This window comes from Alicycliphilus denitrificans K601 (assembly GCF_000204645.1).
Taxonomy (GTDB): domain Bacteria; phylum Pseudomonadota; class Gammaproteobacteria; order Burkholderiales; family Burkholderiaceae_C; genus Alicycliphilus; species Alicycliphilus denitrificans.
The window spans coordinates 606933-625984 of record NC_015422.1 but is presented as its reverse complement, the minus strand read 5'-3'; the positions used below and the strand labels follow the sequence as shown (position 1 = coordinate 625984).

16 protein-coding genes are annotated in these 19052 nt (G+C 69.9%); 7 read left to right on the top strand and 9 right to left on the bottom strand.

Annotation, left to right across the window (positions count from 1 at the left end):
* Positions 1–5: 5 nt before the first annotated feature.
* From glyS to hppD, 8 genes are all read right to left on the bottom strand, one after another.
* Positions 6–2171: a glycine--tRNA ligase subunit beta gene (glyS, locus tag ALIDE2_RS02975; RefSeq protein WP_013721353.1), complete on the bottom strand. Its 2166-nt coding sequence runs from the start codon at positions 2169–2171 to the stop codon at positions 6–8.
* Between the two features lie 19 nt (positions 2172–2190).
* Entirely contained in the window at positions 2191–3129 is a 939-nt protein-coding gene (gene glyQ, locus ALIDE2_RS02970; RefSeq protein ID WP_013517528.1) for a glycine--tRNA ligase subunit alpha, read from the bottom strand.
* Between the two features lie 104 nt (positions 3130–3233).
* The gene (lpdA, locus tag ALIDE2_RS02965) at positions 3234–4631 is read right to left on the bottom strand and encodes a dihydrolipoyl dehydrogenase (protein WP_013517527.1); all 1398 of its coding nucleotides are present in this window, start codon (positions 4629–4631) and stop codon (positions 3234–3236) included.
* Positions 4632–4638: 7 nt separating this feature from the next.
* Complete coding sequence (locus tag ALIDE2_RS02960; RefSeq protein WP_013721352.1) at positions 4639–5946, bottom strand: dihydrolipoamide acetyltransferase family protein; 1308 nt, start codon at positions 5944–5946, stop codon at positions 4639–4641.
* A gap of 1 nt (position 5947) precedes the next feature.
* Positions 5948–6952, bottom strand: a complete 1005-nt coding sequence (locus ALIDE2_RS02955) for an alpha-ketoacid dehydrogenase subunit beta (protein WP_013517525.1) — start codon at positions 6950–6952, stop codon at positions 5948–5950.
* Positions 6953–6991: 39 nt separating this feature from the next.
* Entirely contained in the window at positions 6992–8227 is a 1236-nt protein-coding gene (locus ALIDE2_RS02950) for a 3-methyl-2-oxobutanoate dehydrogenase (2-methylpropanoyl-transferring) subunit alpha (protein WP_013517524.1), read from the bottom strand.
* Between the two features lie 140 nt (positions 8228–8367).
* Positions 8368–9192, bottom strand: coding sequence for a phenylalanine 4-monooxygenase (gene phhA / locus ALIDE2_RS02945; protein WP_013517523.1), 825 nt, complete (start codon positions 9190–9192; stop codon positions 8368–8370).
* 1 nt (position 9193) lies between these two features.
* Positions 9194–10315, bottom strand: coding sequence for a 4-hydroxyphenylpyruvate dioxygenase (gene hppD, locus ALIDE2_RS02940; RefSeq protein WP_013517522.1), 1122 nt, complete (start codon positions 10313–10315; stop codon positions 9194–9196).
* A gap of 159 nt (positions 10316–10474) precedes the next feature.
* Here hppD and ALIDE2_RS02935 point away from each other — a divergent pair, with 159 nt between their 5' ends.
* The 6 genes from ALIDE2_RS02935 (at position 10475) to fabB (ending at position 16226) form a co-directional block, all read left to right on the top strand.
* Entirely contained in the window at positions 10475–10960 is a 486-nt protein-coding gene (locus tag ALIDE2_RS02935) for an Lrp/AsnC family transcriptional regulator (protein WP_013517521.1), read from the top strand.
* A 150-nt stretch (positions 10961–11110) separates the two neighbouring features.
* Positions 11111–11812: a GNAT family N-acetyltransferase gene (locus ALIDE2_RS02930; protein ID WP_013517520.1), complete on the top strand. Its 702-nt coding sequence runs from the start codon at positions 11111–11113 to the stop codon at positions 11810–11812.
* Between the two features lie 110 nt (positions 11813–11922).
* Positions 11923–12810, top strand: a complete 888-nt coding sequence (locus ALIDE2_RS02925; RefSeq protein ID WP_013517519.1) for an HlyC/CorC family transporter — start codon at positions 11923–11925, stop codon at positions 12808–12810.
* Entirely contained in the window at positions 12810–14399 is a 1590-nt protein-coding gene (lnt, locus tag ALIDE2_RS02920; RefSeq protein ID WP_013517518.1) for an apolipoprotein N-acyltransferase, read from the top strand. Before ALIDE2_RS02925 ends, lnt begins: the two co-directional genes overlap by 1 nt.
* 88 nt (positions 14400–14487) lie before the next feature.
* Positions 14488–14994 carry a bifunctional 3-hydroxydecanoyl-ACP dehydratase/trans-2-decenoyl-ACP isomerase gene (gene fabA, locus ALIDE2_RS02915; RefSeq protein ID WP_013517517.1) on the top strand — a complete coding sequence of 169 codons (507 nt, stop codon included), beginning with the start codon at positions 14488–14490 and terminating at the stop codon, positions 14992–14994.
* Positions 14995–15008: 14 nt separating this feature from the next.
* Complete coding sequence (gene fabB, locus ALIDE2_RS02910) at positions 15009–16226, top strand: beta-ketoacyl-ACP synthase I (RefSeq protein ID WP_013721351.1); 1218 nt, start codon at positions 15009–15011, stop codon at positions 16224–16226.
* A gap of 102 nt (positions 16227–16328) precedes the next feature.
* Here fabB and ALIDE2_RS02905 read toward each other — a convergent pair whose 3' ends face one another.
* Complete coding sequence (locus ALIDE2_RS02905) at positions 16329–17231, bottom strand: esterase/lipase family protein (protein WP_013517515.1); 903 nt, start codon at positions 17229–17231, stop codon at positions 16329–16331.
* Between the two features lie 122 nt (positions 17232–17353).
* Between ALIDE2_RS02905 and ALIDE2_RS02900 the strand changes: the two genes are divergently transcribed.
* Positions 17354–19039 (top strand): AMP-binding protein, encoded by a 1686-nt coding sequence (locus ALIDE2_RS02900; RefSeq protein ID WP_013721350.1) that lies wholly within the window; start codon positions 17354–17356, stop codon positions 19037–19039.
* Positions 19040–19052: the final 13 nt, after the last annotated feature.

The window sequence follows — 19052 nt, the reverse complement described above, 5'->3', positions numbered from 1 at the left end:
GTGGGTCAGGCCGCCAGGCGCGACAGGTCGGCCACCCGGTTCATGGCCTCGTGCAGGGTCTTGAGCAGGCCCAGGCGGTTCAGGCGCAGGTCGAGCTGCTCGGCGTTGACCATCACATCGTCGAAGAACGCATCCACCGGCGCGCGCAGCACGGCCAGGGTCTGCAGGCTGGCGGTGTAATCGCCGCGCTCGAACTGGGCGTCGGCCTCGGGCACGAAGCGCTGCAGCGCCGCGTACAGGTCTTGCTCGGCCTGCTCGCGCAGCAGCTCGGGGTTGACGTGAGCGTGGACGTCGCCGCCGGCCTTCTTGAGGATGTTGGAGACGCGCTTGTTGGCGGCCGCCAAGGCCTGGCTCTCGGGCAGCGCCGAGAAGGCGCGCACGGCGGCCAGCTGCTTCTCGACCAGGGCCAAGCGCTGCGGACGCAGGGCGAGCACGGCGTCCACCTCCTGGGATCTGTAGCCCTGCTCGCGCAGGGCGCCGGCGAGGCGGTCGTAGATGAAGTCGGCCAGCAGGGCCGAGGGGTCGTCGATCCGGCCCGCGAAGGCCGGCACGGCGCCGGCCAGCAGGGCGCCCAGGTCCAGCGGCAGGTCCTTTTCCATGAGCATGCGGATCACGCCCAGCGCATGGCGGCGCAGCGCGAACGGGTCGCGGTCGCCCGTGGGCAGGTTGCCTATGCCGAACATGCCGACCAGGGTCTCGATCTTGTCGGCCAGCGCCACGACCAAGCCCACGTTCTCGCGCGGCAGCTCGTCGCCGGCGAAGCGCGGCTTGTAGTGGTCCTCGATGGCGTGGGCCACCTCGTCGGGCAGGCCGTCGTTGACCGCGTAGTAGCCGCCCATGATGCCCTGCAGCTCGGGGAACTCGCCCACCATGTCGGTCACCAGGTCGGTCTTGGCCAGCAGCGCGGCGTTGTCCACGCAGGTCAGCAGCCAGTCCTGGGCGATCTCGCCGTCTTGCGTGCCCTGGAGTTCATGGCGTTCGGCCAAAGCGGCGAACAGCTGCTGGCCGATGGCCTTGGCGATGGCGCGCACACGCTCCACGCGCTCGCCCTGGCTGCCCAGCTGGTTGTGGTAGACCACCTTGGACAGCTGCGCGACGCGGCTGGCCAGCGTCTTCTTGCGGTCCTGGTCGAAGAAGAACTTGGCGTCGGCCAGGCGCGGGCGCACCACGCGCTCGTTGCCCTGGATGACGGCGCCCGCGTCCTGCGGGCTGATGTTGCTCACCACCAGGAACCGGTGGGTGAGCCTGCCCTCGGCATCCAGCAGCGGGAAGTACTTCTGGTTGGCTTTCATGGTCAGGATCAGGCATTCCTGCGGCACGGCGAGGAATTCACGCTCGAACTGGCACACGAGCACGTTGGGGCGCTCGACCAGGGCCGTGACCTCGTCGAGCAGCGCGTCGTCCTCGATGGGGCGGACGCCGCCGCCCAGCTTTTCGGCCGCGGCCCTCAGCTGGCGCACGATCTCGGCGCGGCGCTCGGCGAAGCCGGCGATCACGGCGCCCTGCGCGCGCAGCTGCTCGGCGTAGCTGTCGGCATCGCGCAGCACCACGGGCTGCACGGCCGCCTCGAAGCGGTGACCCTGGGTGGCGTTGCCCGCCGCAAGGCCCAGCACCGCCACGGGCACCACGCCGGCGCCGTGCAGCGCCACCAGGCCGTGGGCCGGGCGCACGAAGTGCACGCTGGTCCAGCCGTCCTCCAGCTGGTAGCGCATGACCTTGGGGATGGGCAGCCTGGCAATGGCCTCGTCCAGCGCCTTCTGCAGGCCCTGGGCCAGCGTGGCGCCCTGGGCGGTGCTCTCGTAGTACAGCACCTCGGCCTTGCCGTCGTGCACGCGCTTGAGGCCCGCCACAGCCGAAGCATCGGCCCCCAGCGCAGAGAGCTTCTTGAGCAGCGCGGGCGTGGGCTGGCCGTCCGCCGCCAGGCCCACGGCCACGGGCATGAGCTTTTGCGACACCGCCTTGTCGGACGCCTGCGCCAGTACGCCCTCGATGTGCGCGGCCAGGCGGCGCGGCGAGGCGTAGGCGGTGAGCGGCGCGCCGGCCGCGGCCAGGCCCTGGGCGACGAGCTGGTCGCGCAGCACGCCGGCAAAGGCGTCGCCGAGCTTTTGCAGGGCCTTCGGGGGGAGTTCTTCGACGAAGAGTTCGACGAGCAGGTTGGATGTTGCGGTCATGGTGTTGTCTCTCTCCTGCTCAGGCAGCCTTCTTGCTCTGTTGCTCCGCCACCTTGGCCAGCTCGGCCAGCACCTCGTCGGCATGCGCCCTGGCCGCCATGGGGAAGCCCAGGCGCGCGCGGCTGTCCAGGTAACTCCTGGCCACGGCGCGCGCCAGGTTGCGGATGCGGCCTATGTAGGCGGCGCGCTCGGTCACGCTGATCGCGCCGCGCGCGTCCAGCAGGTTAAAGGTGTGGGCGGCCTTGAGCACCTGCTCGTAGGCGGGCAGCGCGAGCTGCTCGGCCATCAGGTGCTGGGCCTGTTTCTCGTGCGCGCCGAAGGCGGTGAACAGGAAGTCGGCGTCGGAGTGCTCGAAGTTGTAGGTGGACTGCTCCACCTCGTTCTGGTGGTACACGTCGCCGTAGGACAGCCCCTCGGTCCACGTGAGGTTGTAGACGTTGTCCACGCCCTGCAGGTACATGGCCAGGCGCTCCAGGCCGTAGGTGATCTCGCCCGTGGCGGGCTTGCAGTCGATGCCGCCGACCTGCTGGAAGTAGGTGAACTGCGTGACCTCCATGCCATTGAGCCACACCTCCCAGCCCAGGCCCCATGCGCCCAGCGTAGGGTTCTCCCAGTCGTCCTCGACGAAGCGGATGTCGTTCTTCTTCAGGTCGAACCCCAGCGCTTCGAGGCTGCCCAGGTACAGCTCCAGGATGTTGGCCGGCGCGGGCTTCAAGACCACCTGGTACTGGTAGTAGTGCTGCAGGCGGTTGGGGTTGTCGCCGTAGCGCCCGTCCTTGGGGCGGCGGCTGGGCTGCACGTAGGCTGCCTTCCAGGGCTCGGGGCCGATCGCCCTCAGGAAAGTGGCCGTGTGCGACGTGCCGGCGCCCACCTCCATGTCGTAGGGCTGCAAGAGCGCGCAGCCCTGGTCGGCCCAGTAGGACTGCAGTTTGAGGATGATTTGTTGGAAGGTCAGCATGGCGGGGGAATCCGGTGGAGTGCGCCCGCACGGCGCACGCGAACCGGACATTTTAGGTGTTCGCTCCCTCCCCCGAAGAAGGAGGAAGCGACCCCCCGCGCCACTCAGATATGCAGCGCCTGCCCCAGCGCGCGCAGCGCGGCCTCCTGCACCGCCTCGCCCATCGTAGGGTGGGCGTGGATGGTGTGGCCCACGTCTTCGAGCCGCGCGCCCATCTCGATGGACTGGCCGAAGGCCGCGGCCAGCTCGGCCACGCCGTGCCCCACGGCCTGCCAGCCGAGGATGAGGTGGTTGTCGCGCCGCGCCACCACGCGCACGAAGCCGCCGGTGGACTCCAGCGTCATGGCGCGGCCATTGGCGGCGAAGGGGAAGGCGGCGTCGATGCAGTCCAGCCCCGCGGCGCGCGCCTCGCCCGGCGTGCGGCCCACGACGACCACCTCGGGGTCGGTGAAGCACACGGCGGGGATGGCCATGGGCTCGAAGCGGCGGTTCCGGCCCGCGATCTGCTCGGCCACGCATTCGCCCTGCGCCATGGCGCGGTGCGCGAGCATGGGCTCGCCCGTCACGTCGCCGATGGCCCAGACGCCCCGCATGGAGGTGCGGCAATGCGCGTCGATGGCCACGTGGCGCCCGGCCATGTCCAGCTGCAGCGATTCGAGCCCGAAGCCCGCGGTGCGCGGCCTGCGCCCCACGGCGACGAGCACGCGCTCGGCGGGCAGCGCGAACTCGTCGGCGCGCGCATTGCGCACGTGCACGCCGTGCCTGGCGTCCCAGCCCGCGACGCTGCAGCCCAGGTGCAGCACCACGCCCTGCTTCTGCAGGGCCTGGAGCACGGGCTCGGTCAGCTCCTCGTCGTAACTGGGCAGCACGCGCTGCGCGGCCTCGACCACGGTGACCTCCACGCCCAGCTTGCGGTAGGCGATGCCCAGCTCCAGCCCGATGTAGCCCGCGCCGACCACCACCAGGCGCTTGGGCAGCACGTCGGGCGAGAGCGCGTCGGTGGACGACCAGATCGGGCCGCCGAAGGGCATGCTGGGCAGTTCCACGGGCTCGGAGCCCGTGGCCAGCAGCAGGTGCTCGCAGCGCACGCGCACGCTCTCGCCGCCCTGCAGCTGCACGGTGGCGGTCTTGCCGTCCTCTATCTGCGCCCAGCCCTTGAGCACCTGCACGCCCGCCTTGCGCAGCAGCGTGCCGACGCCGCCCGTCAGGCGCGCGACGATGCCGTCCTTCCAGCGCACGGTCTGCGCGATGTCGATCTGCGGGTCGCTCACGCGGATGCCCAGCGCCGAGCCCGCGGCCTGGTGGCGCGCGCGCTCGAACTCCTCGGCCGCGTGGATGATGGCCTTGGACGGGATGCAGCCGATGTTCAGGCACGTGCCGCCCAGGCTGGCCCCTTCGGCCAGCACCGTGGGAATGCCCAGCTGGCCGGCGCGGATCGCCGCCACGTAGCCGCCGGGGCCGCCGCCGATCACCAGCAGCTTGGTCGTGATTTCCTTGGTCATGTCTTCTTCACTCCACGAACAGCAGGGCCGGGGTTTCGAGCAGCGCGCGCACGGCCTGGATAAACCGCGCCGCGTCCATGCCGTCGACCACGCGGTGGTCGAACGAGGACGAGAGGTTCATGAGCTGGCGCGCCACCACCTGGCCGCCGCGCAGCATGGGGCGCTCCACCATGCGGTTCACGCCCACGATGGCCACCTCGGGGTGGTTGATGACCGGCGTGCTGGCGATGCCGCCGAGCGCCCCCAGGCTCGTGATGGTGATGGTCGAGCCCGAGAGCTCCTCGCGCGGCGCGCGGCCGGTGCGCGCCGCCTCGGCCACGCGCGCGATGCCGGCGGCGCAGGCCCACAGGTCCAGCGCTTCGGCGTGGCGCAGCACGGGCACCATCAGGCCGGTGTCGGTCTGCGTGGCAACGCCTAAGTGCACGGCCTCGTAGCGCGTGACCTGGCCGGCCTCGTCGTCGTAGCGGGCGTTGATCTGCGGGAAGTCGCGCAACGCCAGCACCATGGCGCGCGCCAGGAAGGGCAGCAGCGTGAGCTTGCCGCGCGCGGCGCCGTGGATCTGGTTGAGCCGCTGGCGCAGCTGCTCCAGCTCGGTCACGTCCACCTCTTCCACGTAGCTGAAGTGCGGGATGCGGCGCTTGGCCTCCTGCATCTTCTGCGCGATCTTGCGGCGCAGGCCGATGACGGGCACCTGCTCCTCGCCGTGGCGCTCCACGTACTGCGAGCCGCCGCCGGCCTGCGCCTGGCCGCCGCCCGCGGCCCAGGCGTCCAGGTCGTGGTGCTCGATGCGCCCGGCCGGGCCGCTGCCGTGCACCCGGCGCAGGTCAACGCCTAAGTCCAGCGCGCGGCGGCGCACCGCCGGCGAGGCCAGCGGGCGCTCGCCCTCCTTGCGCACGGCCGCGGGGGCGCGGGGCGCCGCGCCGCTGCGCACGGGCGCGGGGGCAGGGGCCGCCCTGGACGCGTCCACCGCCGCCGCCGGCGCAGGCGCGGCGGGCGTCGGCGCAGCCGCTTGCGCTACCGAATGAGTAGCTTCCGGCGCTTTATGAACGGCGCTTTCACTCGTATTTCCTTCACCATCGACCTCCAGCCGCACGAGTTCGGCGCCCACGGCCATGACCTGGCCCGGGCTGCCGCCCAGCGACAGCACCCTGCCATGCATGGGCGAAGGCACCTCGACCGTGGCCTTGTCGGTCATCACGTCGGCCAGGTGCTGGTCTTCGGTCACGCTGTCGCCCGGCTGCACGTGCCAGGAGACCAGTTCCACTTCGGCAATGCCCTCGCCAATATCGGGCACGCGGATCACGTAAATACCCATGTCATGCCTCCACTGCGCGCTTGAGGGCTTCGCCGACGCGCGACGGCCCGGGGAAATAGGCCCATTCCTGGGCGTGCGGGTAGGGGGTGTCCCAGCCCGTCACGCGCTCGATGGGCGCCTCCAGGTGGAAGAAGCAGTGCTCCTGCACCAGCGCGGCCAGCTCGGCGCCGAAGCCGCTGGTGCGCGTGGCCTCGTGCACCACGACGCAGCGGCCGGTCTTCTTCACCGAATCGACGATGGTTTCGAGGTCCAGCGGCCAGATGGAGCGCAAGTCGATGATCTCGGCATCGACGCCCGTCTCGCGCGCGGCCGCCTCGCTGACCCAGACCATGGTGCCGTAGGTCAGCACCGTGACGGCGCTGCCGGGGCGGAACACCGCGGCCTTGTCCAGCGGCACGCGGAAGTACCCCTCGGGCACCTTGCCCAGCTCGTGCCTGGACCAGGGCACGACCGGCTTGTCGTGGTGGCCGTCGAACGGCCCGTTGTACAGGCGCTTGGGCTCTAGGAAGATGACCGGGTCCTCGCACTCGATGGAGGCGATGAGCAGGCCCTTGGCGTCGTACGGGTTGCTGGGCATCACCGTGCGCAGGCCGCAGACGTGGGTGAAGAACGCCTCGGGGCTCTGGCTGTGCGTCTGCCCGCCGTAGATGCCGCCGCCGCAGGGCATGCGGATCACCATGGGGGCGCTGAAGTCGCCCGCCGAGCGGTGGCGCAAGCGTGCCGCCTCCGACACGATCTGGTCGGTGGCGGGGTAGACGTAGTCGGCGAACTGGATCTCCACCACGGGCTTGAGCCCGTAGGCGGCCATGCCGATGGCGGTGCCGACGATGCCCGACTCGGAGATCGGCGCGTCGAAGCAGCGCGTCTTGCCGTACTTGGCCTGCAGGCCCTCGGTCACGCGGAACACGCCGCCGAAATAGCCTACGTCCTCGCCGTAGACGACGACGTTGTCGTCACGCCCCATCATCACGTCCAGGCCCGAGCGCAGCGCTTGGATCATGGTCATGGGGACGCCGCCTTGTTCTTGGTTTTGTTCTGCCATGGCTCACACCCCCAGTTGCTGGCGCTGCCGGCGCAGGTGCTCCGGCATGTCCTTGTACACGTCGTCGAACATGGTCGCGGCGCTGGGCACGCGGCCGTCGAGCAGCGAGCCGTGGCGTTCGGCCTCCTTCTGCGCGGCGATGACCTCGGCCTCCAGCTCCTTCTGGGCAGCTTCGTGCCGCGCCTCGCTCCACTCGCCGATGGCGATCAGGTGCTTCTTCAGCCGCTCTATGGGGTCGCCCAGCGGAAAGCGCTGCCAGTCGTCGGCGGGGCGGTACTTGCTCGGGTCGTCCGAGGTGGAGTGCGGCCCGGCGCGGTAGGTCTCCCACTCGATGAGCGTGGGGCCGCAGTTGCTGCGCGCGCGCTCGGCCGCCCACTGCGAGGCAGCGTAGACGGCCAGGAAGTCGTTGCCGTCCACGCGCAGCGAGGCGATACCCACGCCCACGCCGCGCTGGGCGAAGGTCGTGCCCTCGCCCCCGGCGATGGCCTGGAAGGTGGAGATGGCCCACTGGTTGTTGACCACGTTGATGATCACCGGCGCGCGGTACACGTGGGCGAAGGTGAGCGCGGTGTGGAAGTCGCTCTCGGCCGTGGAGCCGTCGCCGATCCAGGCGGAGGCGATCTTCGTGTCGCCCTTGATGGCCGACGCCATGGCCCAGCCCACGGCCTGGGGCACCTGGGTGGCCAGGTTGCCCGAGATGGAGAAGAAGCCGGCGCGCTTGTACGAGTACATCACCGGCAGCTGGCGGCCCTTGATCGGGTCGCGCTGGTTGCTCATGAGCTGGCAGATCATCTCGACCATGGAGATGTCGTCGCGCGCGAGCAGCAGCCCCTGCTGGCGGTAGGTGGGAAAGCACATGTCGCCGTCCTGCAGCGCCATGGAGTGCGCCACGGCGATCGCCTCCTCGCCCAGACACTGCATGTAGAACGAGAGTTTCTTCTGCCGTTGCGCGAGCAGCATGCGAGCGTCGAAGATGCGCGTCTTCATCATCGCGCGCAGGCCGCGGCGCAGCCGCTCGGGATGGATGGCCGGGGCCCAGGGGCCGCAGGCCTTGCCATCGTCGTCGAGCACGCGCACCAGGCTGGTGGCGAGGTCGGCGGTGTCGGCGGGCGCCGTGTCTATGGGGGGTTTGCGTACCGCGCCAGCGGGGGAGATGCTGAGGTACGAGAAGTCGGTGCTGCAGCCCGGCCGCCCAGTGGGCTCGGGCACGTGCAGCCGCAAGGCTGTGTGCGGTGTCATCCACGGTCTCCTTGCGCGCGATTGTGTCGCGCGCACTGTTGGGAACAGGACAGGGCGCCAGATCATGGCGCCCTGTCCCTGGAGCGCCAGAAAGCGCTGCCGTGGATTCTATGTCCCCCGGGCCCGCCGCGCCCCCGGTATTACCCCGCGCCGGCCGCGAATTCCGGCAGGCCGCGCAGGCGCGCATAGAGCGGCTCGAAGTCCTGCGCGGTCAGGTCGAACAGCTGCTCGAAGCCGTCGATGACGAAGTAGGTCTGCTGGTAGCTGTCGATCTTGTAGCGCGTGCGCATGGCGCGTTCCAGCGAGAGCGGCAGGCGCTGCGGCTCGGGACTGCGCACGCTGTAGGGCAGCTCGCCGTGCGAGCTCAGTATGCCCGCGCCGTAGGCGCGCAGGCCCGCAGCCTCGCGGATCAGGCCGAACTCGATGGTGTACCAGTACAGGCGCGCGAGCATCTCGCAGGCGCCCAGCCGCGCAGCCTTCAGGCCGCCCTCGCCGTAGCGCTGCATGTAGTCGGCCAGCACCGGGTTGAAGAGCAGCGGCACGTGGCCGAACAGGTCGTGGAACACGTCGGGCTCGACGATGTACTCGAACTCCTCGGGCCGGCGTATCCAGTCCGTCACGGGAAACTTGCGGGCCGCCAGCAGGCGGAAGAACGGCACCTCGGGGATCAGCCCCGGCACGGCCACGAGCTGCCAGCGCGTGGCGCGGTACAGGCGCTCGTTGACGTCGTCGAAGCGCGGAATGCGCTCCTTGGCGCCCAGCAGCGGCAGGGCGGCGATGAAGGCCTCGCTCGCCAGGCCCGGCAGTTGGGCCGACTGGCGCAGGTACAGGCGGTGGTAGGTGTCGTGGTCCTGCGCGGTGTAGGCGGCCCAGTCCTGCGCGCAGGTGTAGTCGTCCCGCGCGCGCGTGTAGTCGCCGCGCGGCGGGCGCTCGCTCGCGCCATAGACGGCGGGCTGCACGGCCATGTCACCCCCCCTTGGCCCGGGTGTCGATGACACCGCGGTTGACCTGGTCGCGTTCGAGCGACTCGAACAGGGCCTTGAAGTTGCCCTCGCCGAAGCCCTCGTCGCCCTCGCGCTGGATAAACTCGAAGAACACCGGGCCCAGCATGGGCGTGGAGAAGATCTGCAGCAGCAGGCGCGGCTGGCCGCCGGCCGTGCTGCCGTCCAGCAGGATGCCGCGCGCCTGCAGCGCGGCCACGTCCTGGCCATGGCCGGGCAGGCGCTTGTCCAGCATCTCGTAGTAGACGTCGTTGGGCGCGGGGGCCAGGGGCACCCCGGCAAGGCCCAGGCGGTCCACCACGTCAGTGAGCCGATCGCAGACCAGAGCGATGTGCTGTATGCCCTCGCCGTTGAACTGCATCAGGAACTCCTCGATCTGGCCACCGCCCTGGCGCGCCTCCTCGTTGAGCGGGATGCGGATCCTGCCGTCGGGCGCCGTCATGGCCTTGCTCGTCAGGCCCGTGTACTCGCCCTGGATGTCGAAGTAGCGGATCTCGCGGAAGTTGAACAGCTTCTCGTAGAAGTTCGCCCAGAAGCCCATGCGGCCGCGGTAGACGTTGTGCGTCAGGTGGTCGATCTCTTTCAGGCCGTGGCCCTCGGGGCGCTGGGGCACGCCCTCCAGCCACTCGAAGTCGATGTCGTAGATGGACTTGCCGTCCTCGAAGCGGTCGATCAGGTACAGCGGCGCGCCGCCTATGCCCTTGATGGCCGGCAAGCGCAGCTCCATGGGGCCGGTGGGGATCTCGATGGGTTGCGCGCCCAGCTCCAGCGCGCGCTTGTAGGCGCGGTGCGCGTCCTTCACGCGGAACGCCAAGCCGCAGGCCGAGGGGCCGTGCTCGGCGCCGAAGTAGGCCGCCTGGCTGTGCGGCTCGCGGTTCAGGATGAAGTTGATCTGGTTCTGGCGGTACAGCAGCACGTCCTTGGAGCGGTGCCTTGCCACCAGCGTGAAGCCGAGCTTCTCGAACACGTCTTCCAGCAGCCCCGGCTGGGGTGAGGTGAACTCGACGAATTCGAAGCCCATCAGGCCCATGGGGTTCTCCCAGGCGGTGGTCTCGCGGGCGGCTTGGGTGGGAAGGGCGGCGGTCATGGGCTGTGTCTCCGGTGTTCTGTGATCGTTTCACTGTAGGGGGCCGGGGGCTCATGTTTCTGGCGAATGCGCTCCCGTTTGATCGCAGATATGCAGGAATGTTGCGCGACATCAATGCAACGGGTAATCATTTGGCGTCTGACTCCTAGAATCCACGCCATGAGCGAACGCACCGTTGCCCTGGACAAGCTGGACCGCGCCATCCTGCGCCGCCTGCAGGACAACGGCCGCGAGACCTACGACCTGATCGGGGCGCAGGTGGGCCTGTCGCCGAGCGCCGTGCTGCGCCGCGCCCGGCGGCTGGAGGAGCTGGGCGTGATCGACCGCTACGTGGCCCTGGTGCGGCCCGAGCGCGTGGGCCTGGGCCTGACCGCCTACCTGAACGTGCGCCTGGAAAAGCACACCGAGAGCCACAAGCGCAACCCCATGGACCTGTTCCGCGCTAGCGTGCAGACCTGGCCCGAGGTGGTGGAATGCGCCGCGCTGACCGGCGAGATGGACTACCTGCTGCGCGTGGTGGTGGCCGACATGGCGCACTACAGCCGCTTCATCATGGACACGCTGCTCAAGCACCCCAGCGTGCAGGACTGCAAGACCAGCTTCGTGCTGGACCGGGTCAAGGCCACCACGGCCCTGCCGGTCTAACATGGGCGCTTTTATATTGATAGCTGCAAGCGTCTATCCAGCGGGTGTTTCAGGCCATTTTGGCTTGAAACGCGAAATCCCGCACAATTTTGTTGCATTGCAGCAAAGGCACTGCACGATTTCAGGGAAAACCCTAAAATCGACGGCATCATGCTTCCTACCAAAAACTGGCTTCGCGCCTGCCTGGACGTCGGGCGGCGCCCTCACCGGGGTCTTGCCATGAACACTGTGATGGTTCCCGTCCGCACGCTGGGCCCGCGCCACCGCGAGCGCATCGCCCGGCACCTGCTGGGCCTGAGCGAGCGTGACCGCTACCTGCGCTTCGGCTACGCCGCCACCGACGAGCAGGTGCGCCGCTACGTGGATCTGCTCGACTTCGGGCGCGACGAGGTGTTCGGCATCTTCAACCGCCGGCTCGAACTCATCGCCATGGCCCACGTGGCCTTCGCCGAGTCCAAGGACTACCAGGGCTGCGCCGAGTTCGGCGTGTCCGTGCTCGCCAGCGCCCGGGGGCGCGGCTACGGCGCGCGGCTGTTCGAGCGCTCCGTGATGCTGGCGCGCAACCGCGGCGTGCGCATGATGTTCATCCACGCGCTGACCGAGAACACGGCCATGCTCAAGATCGCGCGCAACGCCGGCGCCAGCGTGCAGCACGACGGCTCGGAGTCCGAGGCCTACCTGCAGCTGCCGCCAGCGGGCCTGGACACACGCGTGTCCGAGATCGTGGCCGAGCAGTTCGGCGAGGTGGACTACCAGCTCAAGAAGCAGGCGCGCCAGTTCTGGCGCCTGCTGGCCGACATGCAGGAAATCCGCCAGGGCGTGCGCGAAGGGCGCCACCAGGCGGCCGAATAAGGCCCCGCGCGGGCCATGCGCCCCGGCCTCCCCCGGCGGGGGGGGCGGCCAGGGCGATCCGCTATCCTTGGGAACCTGTTTCACCACCGCACGTCCTGCCCCACTAGACCGTGTCCGACCCCTATCCCGCGCGTGCCCCCGAAAAGGAGGACAAGCGCACGTTCCTGCAGCGCCTCATCGAGTTCCTCAACCCGGGGCCCGACTCCACCGCCGAGCTCATCGCCACCCTGGCCGAGGCGGAGGACAACGAGGTCATCAACGCCGACGCGCGCGTGATGCTCGAACGCGTGCTGCGCATGGCCGAGATGACGACCAGCGACGTGATGGTGCCCGCGCCGCGCATGGACATGCTGGACATCGACGCGCCGCTCGACGAGCTCATGGCCCAGGTGCTGCGCACCGCGCACTCGCGCTTCCCGGTGTACCAGGGCGAGCGTGACAACATCATCGGCATCCTGCTGGCCAAGGACCTGCTCAAGCTCTGGCGCTCGCCCGAGCTCAACGTGCGCACCCTGGTGCGCCCCGCGCTGTTCGTGCCCGAGAGCAAGGGGCTGCACGCGCTCGAACGCGAGTTTCGCAGCACGCGCAACCACATGGCCATCGTCATCGACGAGTTCGGCCGCATCGCCGGGCTCGTGACCTTCGAGGACGTGATCGAGCAGATCGTGGGCGAGATCGAGGACGAGTTCGATATCCATGAGGACGAGGGCGACATCTTCGGCCTGGCCGACCACAGCTACCGCGTGAGCGGCGACACGCCCGTGGAGCGCGTGGCCGAGGCCTTCGGAGTGGCGCTGCGCGGCAGCGACCCCGACGAGGAATTCGACACCATCGGCGGGCTGATCGCGCACGAGCTCGGCCGCGTGCCGCGCAAGGGCGAGACCGTGACGCTGTGCGGCCTGCGATTCGTGGTGCTGCACACCAAGGGCGGCCTGGTGCGCTGGTTCAAGGTCACGCCCGCCCCGGCGGACGCGGCCCCGGACGGATCCGCGCGCTGATGGCGCCCCCCCGCCTCGCCGGCGCCCCGGCTCCGTGCCGCGGGCCCCTGTCCTGGCTGCTGGCCCTGGCCGCAGGCCTGGCGCAGGCCGCGTCGCTGGCTTGGCCGGGGCCGGGCGGCATGAAGGGGCAGCCCCTTTGGTGGCTGCAGATCCTGTCGCTCGCGCTGCTGGCCCGGGTGCTGCTGGCCGCGGGCGGAGCGCGCCGCGGGGCCCTGCTCTCCTGGCTGTTCGCCACGGCATGGCTCGCGGGCACCTTCTGGTGGCTGTTCATCTCCATGCACACCTATGGCGGCCTGGCCGCGCCGCTGGCCGTGCTGGCCGTGCTGGGCCTGGCAGTCTTCCTGGGCAGCTACTATGCGGCGGCATCAGCGCTTTTTTGGACTTTAAGGCCCTACAACAGGTCGTCTGCAGCTATCGTTTTCGCAGCATTGTGGCTGCTCGCGGAACTGGCGCGCGGACAGTGGTGGACGGGCTTTCCCTGGGGCGCGGGCGGCTACGCACATACCGATGGGCCGCTGGCCGTGCTGGCGCGCTGGCTCGGCGTGTACGGCATGGGCCTGGCGGCGGCGCTGCTCGCCATGGGGCTGGCGCAGTGGCGCCGCGCCGACCTGCGCCGCCCGCGCTGGTGGGCGGGGGCGGCCGTGCTGGTCCTGGCATGGGCGTGCCTGGCCGCCCAGCGCCACTGCGCCATCGAGGGCTGCGGGGCGCCGGCGCCGCAGCATGCACCCCTGTCCCTGGCCCTGCTGCAGGGCAACATCCCGCAGGACGAGAAATTCCAGCCCGGCAGCGGCGTGCCCATGGCGCTGCAGTGGTACCACGACCAGCTGCGCGCGGCCGATGCCGCGCTGGTCGTGGCGCCGGAGACGGCCATACCGCTGCTGCCCCAGCAGCTCGCGCCCGGCTACCTGGACGCGATCGCCGAGCGCTATGGCAAGGGCGCCCAGGCGCTGCTGCTGGGCATACCGCTGGGCAGCCTGGAGCAGGGCTACACCAACTCGGTGCTGGGCTTCGCACCGGACGGACGGCGGCCCTACCGCTACGACAAGCACCACCTGGTGCCGTTCGGCGAATTCATACCGCCGTTCTTCCGCTGGTTCACCGACATGATGAACATCCCCCTGGGCGACTTCGACCGCGGCGCGCTGGACCAGCCGTCGCTCGCCTGGGCGGGCGAGCGCATCGCGCCCAACATCTGCTACGAGGACTTGTTCGGCGAGGAGCTCGGCGCGCGCTTTCGCGACCCGCAGAGCAGCCCGACCATCATGGCCAACCTGAGCAATATCGGCTGGTTCGGCGACACCGTGGCCATCGACCAGCACCTTGCCATCAGCCGCCTGCGCGCGCTGGAGTTCGAGCGCCCCATGGTGCGCGCAACCAACACCGGCGCCACGGCCGTCATAGACCACCGCGGCCGGGTCAGCCACCGCCTGCCCTCCTACCAGCGCGGCGTGCTGCACGCCCGGGTGCAGGGCCGCGACGGCGCCGTCACGCCCTATGCCTGGTGGGTGTCGCGCCTGGGGCTGGCGCCGCTGTGGGCGCTGGGGCTAGGCGTGGCGGCATGGGCCTGGCTTTTGCGTCGCAAGACCTAATCCGCCGCCGGCCTGGCGGGACACGGGATAATGGGCACCTTTGCGGCGCTGGCTGGTGGCCAGCGGATTCCAACAAACACGTCTGACAATGGCCGATTCCTTTTCCTACGAACAACTGATTGCTTCCGGCGAGGGCCGGTTGTTCACCCCCGACAGCGGGCGCCTGCCCCTGCCCCCCATGCTGATGTTCGACCGCATCACGCACATCGATGCCGACGGCGGCGCGCATGGCCTCGGGAAAATCGTTGCCGAGCTGGACGTGAAGCCCGACCTGTGGTTCTTCGCCTGCCACTTCCAGGGCGACCCGGTGATGCCCGGCTGCCTGGGGCTCGACGCCATGTGGCAGCTCATCGGCTTCTACCTGACCTGGCTGCGCCTGCCGGGGCGCGGACGCGCCCTGGGGGCGGGCGAGGTCAAGTTCACCGGCGAGGTGGGACCGGATGTGAAGCTCGTGACCTACGAGATCGACATCAAGCGCGTCATCAAGCGCAAGCTCAACATGGCCATCGGCGACGCACGCCTGCTTGCCGATGGCAAGGAAATCTACGTGGCCAACGACCTGCGCGTGGGGTTGTTCCTGCGCGAGGGCGACTGACGAGGAGTCGCAGCATGAGCAAGAGACGGGTGGTGATCACAGGCGCGGGCATTGTCTCGTGCATCGGCAACGACCTGCAGACCGTGGAGTCTGCCCTGCGCGAAGGCAGGAGCGGCATCAAGGCAGTGCCGAAGTTCACCGAGCTGGGCCTGCGCAGCCAGGTGGCTGGCGTGCCCGAGATCGACATCGAGGCGCGCATCGACAGGAAGCAGCTGCGCTTCATGGGCGACGCGGCCGCCTACGCCCAGATCGCGCTCGAGGACGCCATCGCGCAGGCCGGCCTCACGCCCTCCCAGGTCAGCCATCCGCGCACCGGCCTCATCATGGGCTCGGGCGGCGGCTCGCCGGCCAACCAGATCGAGGCCGCCGACACGCTGCGCGAGAAGGGCATCCGCCGCGTCGGGCCCTACCAGGTCACGCGCTGCATGAGCAGCACCGTCTCGGCGTGCCTGGCCACCAACTTCAAGGTCAAGGGCATCAACTACTCCATCACCTCGGCCTGCTCCACGTCCGCGCACTGTATCGGCGCTGCGGCGCAGCAGATCGCGTGGGGCATGCAGGACGTGATGTTCGCCGGCGGCGGCGAGGAGCTGTCCTGGGGCATGGCCCTGCTGTTCGACGGCATGGGCGCGATGTCCGCCAAGTACAACGCCACGCCCGAGAAGGCCGCGCGCGCCTATGACGCGAACCGCGACGGCTTCGTGATCGCCGGCGGCGGCGGCGCCGTGGTGCTCGAGAGCCTGGAGCACGCCCAGGCCCGCGGCGCCACCATCCTGGCCGAGGTCGTGGGCTTCGGCGCCACCAGCGACGGCGAGGACATGGTGGCCCCCTCGGGCGACGGCGCTATCGCCTGCATGCGCCAGGCCATGGAAGGCCTGGACGGCCCCATCGACTACATCAACACCCACGGCACCTCCACCCCCGTGGGCGACATGCAGGAGGTGCGCGCCATGCAGGCCGTGTTCGGCGACGCCGTGCCGCCGTTCTCCAGCACCAAGTCGCTCACCGGCCACTCGCTGGGCGCCACCGGCGTGCAGGAGGCGATCTACTGCCTGATCATGCTGAACAAGGGCTTCATCGCTGGCTCCGTCAACGTCGAGACCCCCGACCCGCAGCTGGGCGGCATGCCCCTGGTCATGCAGACGCGCGATGCCGATCTGACCTCCGTGCTGTCCAACAGCTTCGGGTTCGGCGGCACCAATGCCAGCCTGGTACTTCGGCGCTGGAAATAAAGCCCCTCCTGAGGCGCTGACGCGCCTCCGTGCCGCCCGCCAGAGGCGGCAGCCCTTCGGTGCCGTCCAAGCCTGCGCAGGCAGGCTTGGACGGCACCGGTTTCACGCCTCCAGCAGCGCCAGGCAGTCCCGCAGCACGCGCGGGTCGAAGGCCATCTCCACGTGCGCCACGCCCGCGATGAAGCGGTTGTCCGCCCCCTCGAGCATGGCGGCGGCCGGCGGGTAGGCCACGTTGTCGCCGTTGGAGTACCAGCACACGAACAGGACCGCGCGGCCCGGGGGCTCCTGCGCGCGCAGCTGCCGCACCCAGGGGCCGTGCAGGCGCATCTGGGCGCCGTTGGTACTGCGCGCGTGCGCCGCAGGCCAGGTGCCGTGGTGCGGCGTGCCCAGCGTGACGATGCGGTGCACGCGCGCGTCGGCCCCCGGCACGGCGCGCAGCCAGGCGCGGATGGCCAGGCCGCCCATACTGTGGCCCACGACCAGCGGCGCGCGGCCCGTGGCCTCGGCGACGCGGCGCACGGCCGCGTCGATGGCGGGCGCGTAGCCGTCGATGGAGCCGAAGGCCGGCTCCAGCGTCACGGCCACGAAGGCATGGCCGCGCGCGCGCAGCAGCGCGAACCACGGCGTCCAGAACGCGCGGTTGCACAGGAAGCCGTGCACCAGCACCACGCCGCGCGGCGTGCCCGCGCCGGGCGGCGGCAGCCAGTCAGCCACGGCCCGCTCGCGAAACGGCTGCCACCAGCCGAACACCAGGGCCGCCCAGCGCGACTCGGCCCACCAGGCGCGCAGCAGCTGCGCCGGCCCCGGGCGCGGCGTCTCATCGTGCCGGCAGACCCAGGCCATGAGCAGGAACTGCGGCAGCATGCACAGCCGCGACAGCAGCGGCACGGCCGCCAAGCCCGCCAGCGCCAGGGCCGGCGAGCGTCGCCAGAAGCCCAGCACCCACGCCGCCATCAGCAGCCAATGCAGAGCCACCAGCCAGCGCTGCCAGCGTGCGTTCGTCATGGTGCTCCTCCCCGCCCCGTGTTCCATCTGTCTCCTGCGCGACCGACCCCGGGACAAGCCCGATGGGGCCACCGTGGCGCCGCTTCGACAATCATCATGCCCATTCTCACCAGGATCACCGCATGGACCGCATCTGGCTCAGGAACTATCCCCCCGGCGTACCCCACGAGGTGGACGCCGACGCCTACCCATCCGTGGCGCAGATGCTCGAGGAATCGTTTCGCCGCCATGCCGACCGCCCGTTCTCCGTGTGCATGGACCGCTGGATGCGCTACGGCGAGCTCGACCGCCTGTCGGCCCGGCTCGGCGCCTGGCTGCAGGGCCAGGGCCTGGAGCCCGGCGCGCGCGTGGCCATCATGCTGCCCAACGTGCCGCAGTTCGCCGTGACCATGGCGGCCGTGCTGCGCGCGGGCTACACCTGCGTGAACGTGAACCCGCTGTACACGGCGCGCGAGCTCGCGCACCAGCTGCAAGACTCGGGCGCCTGCGCCATCGTGATCCTGGAGAACTTCGCCCACACGCTGGCCGAGGTGATCGAGGACACGGCCGTGCGGCACGTGGTGGTCGCCTCCATGGGCGACCTGCTCGGGCCCTGGCGCGGGCGCTGGATCAGTTTCGCCGTGCGCCACCTGGCCAAGATGGTGCCGGCCTACGCGCTGCCGCTGTCGGGCGGGCGCCAGGTGCTGCCCTTCAGGCGCGCGCTGGCGCTGGGCGCGCGCCGGCGCCTGAACCCGCCGCGGGTCACGCCCGACACGCCGGCCTTCCTGCAGTACACGGGCGGCACCACGGGCCTCTCGAAGGGCGCGGTGCTGACGCAGCGCAACATCGTCGCCGCCACGCTGCAGGCCGAGGCCTGGTTCGGCCCCGCGCTGGCCCGGGTGGGCGACACGCGCCGCATCAACAGCATCGCGGCGCTGCCGCTGTACCACATCTTCGCGCTCACACTGTGCCTGCTGGCGATACGCCAGGGCTCGCACCTGACCCTGATCCCCAACCCGCGCGACATACCGAAGTTCGTGCAGGTGCTGAAGAAGCGCCCCTTCCACCTGCTGCCGGCCGTGAACACGCTGTTCAACGCGCTGCTGCAGAACGCGCAGTTCCGCCGGCTCGACTTCTCGCAGCTGTGCGTGTCCCAGGCCGGCGGCATGGCGGCCAGCGAGGCCACGGCCGGACAGTGGAAGCGGCTCACGGGCAACACCATGATCGAGGGCTGGGGCATGAGCGAGACCTGCGCCATTGGCACGAACAACCCGGTGAACAGCCAGGCCTTCAACGGCAGCATAGGCCTGCCGCTGCCGGGCATAGACATCGCCATCAAGGACGACGCGGGCGCCAGCCTGCCCCTGGGCCAGCCGGGCGAGATCTGCATACGCGGCCCCAACGTCATGCCCGGCTACTGGAACCAGCCCGAGGAGAACGCGCGCGCCTTCACGGCGGACGGCTTCATGCGCACGGGCGACATCGGCGTCATGGATGCGCAGGGCTATACCCGCATCGTGGACCGCAAGAAGGACATGATCCTGGTGAGCGGCTTCAACGTCTATCCCAACGAGCTCGAACAGGTGGTGGCCCAGTGCCCCGGCGTGCTCGAATGCGCGGCCGTAGGCGTGACCGACGACAAGCAGGGCGAGGCCATCAAGGTCTTCGTGGTGCGCAGCGACCCCGCGCTCACCGAGAACGAGGTGGAGCGCCACTGCCATCAGCACCTGACGGGCTACAAGCGGCCAAAATACATCGAATTCCGCGACGAACTGCCCAAGACCAACGTGGGCAAGATCCTGCGGCGCGAGCTGCGCGCCAGCAAGTAACTACAAAAACGAT